4 protein-coding genes are annotated in these 1,714 nt (G+C 31.6%); all 4 read right to left on the reverse strand.

Annotated features, from left to right (window positions below; translation table 11 throughout):
• Positions 1–295 (reverse strand): hypothetical protein (locus tag GH681_RS23860; protein ID WP_228112053.1); only part of this gene is annotated, 295 nt, incomplete at its 3' end.
• Complete coding sequence (locus GH681_RS22920; RefSeq protein WP_153163812.1) at positions 292–633, reverse strand: hypothetical protein; 342 nt, start codon at positions 631–633, stop codon at positions 292–294. The genes GH681_RS23860 and GH681_RS22920, both read right to left, overlap by 4 nt.
• A 2-nt stretch (positions 634–635) precedes the next feature.
• On the reverse strand, positions 636–953 hold the full coding sequence (locus GH681_RS22925) for a hypothetical protein (RefSeq protein ID WP_153163813.1): 318 nt from the start codon (positions 951–953) through the stop codon (positions 636–638).
• Between the two features lie 2 nt (positions 954–955).
• Complete coding sequence (locus GH681_RS22930) at positions 956–1,471, reverse strand: dUTP diphosphatase (protein WP_153163814.1); 516 nt, start codon at positions 1,469–1,471, stop codon at positions 956–958.
• Positions 1,472–1,714 lie beyond the last annotated feature (243 nt).

Here is a 1,714-nt window from a genome sequence, read left to right on the forward strand (position 1 = left end):
GATTCCTAGTGTATATTAGCTTCTTATAATCATCTTCACAGGACTTCTCTTCTACTGTAAGCTTATAATCTTCATTACCAAAGTATAACTGCTTAAGCTTCTTTTCTCTGATATCTGGTTCTAGCTGAAGTACATATGGAGATTTAAAATACCACATAAGTACTATATAACTTATTACATTTGTAGCTTGTTGTTTATCTGGCTTATCAGCCTCCCACAACTTTTTAAAGAACGGGAGACCTAAAGCATCAGGGTGTATTACTACTTTACCACCGTTTATATCAAATAGTTTCATCGTATGGGTTTACAACAATCATAGCATAATCCTTCGTTATTAATTTCGCTTTGCTTACTAGCTTCATATTTTTCTAGTCTTACAAAGTAATCTTCAAATAATTTTCCCGGTACTAAAAAATATTCTGTTTTATTGTATCTATCTTCAATACCATAAAAACTGATTATTATATCTCCAGGTTTAGCTGTATATTTATGTTCACCATTAATATATACTTCGCTCTCTTCTTTTATACAATATGCATTTCTAAGAAGGCTGTTAGACCCCAATGGTGCTGGATTCAAATTGTTATCTAATTCAATAGGATAACATTCATTACTTATTAAAACTTTCTTCATAATTACTCAATTACTTCTTCAACACTAGGTTCAAAATTCTCTGGCATGAATTCTTCAGGATGCTGAGCTCTATATTCTTCTTCTGCTTTAGTATTAGTAATAGCGTCTAATAGTTGATAGAATTTCAATTCTACCGCTTCTTGTTGTTCAGCAGGAATCTGATTAGTGATTAATTTATTCATTAACTCCTTCATTACATCCTCTGTGAATTCTCCTTGGACAATATCGGTCTTATATCTACTATCACCGATAACCACTTCTATAAAACTTCCAACCCCTGATGCACTTACTGGAGTAATTGTAATATTTAAATTTTCCATAATTATTCTTTTACTTCTTTAATTTCATTATTTTGTTCTGCTGTAGCTTCTCCGAATCCTTTTTCTCCTCTTTCTGTTTCACTCAATTCTTCTACCAAAGTAGGTTCTAATATAGAACAAGGAACAATGACTAACTGAGCAAATGGTTCATCTGTAGTATATACTGTAGGAATAGCATCTGTAGTTACTTTAAATTTAGCCATTAACTCTCCACGATAATCAGAATCAATCACTCCAATACCATTACACATAATAATAGATCTTTTAGAGATAGATGATTTCATACAGATAAATCCAACATATCCTTCAGGAATTTCTACAGCAATATCAGTGTGATATACTAGTACTAACTTGCCACTATTATCTACTTCTTGAGTAATACGAGTAGTATATAGATCTAATCCCGCACTGCTACTAGTAGCTCTAATAGGCAACTTACCTTCAGATTTTTTAATCTCTTCTGTGCCGTCTTCTTTCTTTACTGAGTAATCTAACTTTTTAAATTTCAACTGTTCCATAATTCTTTTTCTACTTTTCTATAACCTTCTTCTAAAACTTCTACTATCTCTTTAATTATTTCATTCTTAATTGTATCAACATTAAGACCTTGTGTAACTTCTTTAGAGTGTACGATTCCGTGAGTAACACCTTCTTCGTTTTTACGTATGAAGTGAACGTATAAAGTAGGATTACCGATACGATTTTTATTTACATCTATATCCTATGTTTCCCACCAAATAGCTTCTAAATTATTCATCTTG

Source organism: Zoogloea sp. 1C4 (genome assembly GCF_009469605.1).
Taxonomy (GTDB): domain Bacteria; phylum Pseudomonadota; class Gammaproteobacteria; order Burkholderiales; family Rhodocyclaceae; genus Zoogloea; species Zoogloea oryzae.

Coding starts and splice junctions, on each gene's coding strand:
- GH681_RS22920 (WP_153163812.1), bottom strand. CDS start 633: ATGAAGAAAGTTTTAATAAGTAATGAATGTTATCCTATTGAATTAGAT.
- GH681_RS22925 (WP_153163813.1), bottom strand. CDS start 953: ATGGAAAATTTAAATATTACAATTACTCCAGTAAGTGCATCAGGGGTT.
- GH681_RS22930 (WP_153163814.1), bottom strand. CDS start 1,471: ATGGAACAGTTGAAATTTAAAAAGTTAGATTACTCAGTAAAGAAAGAA.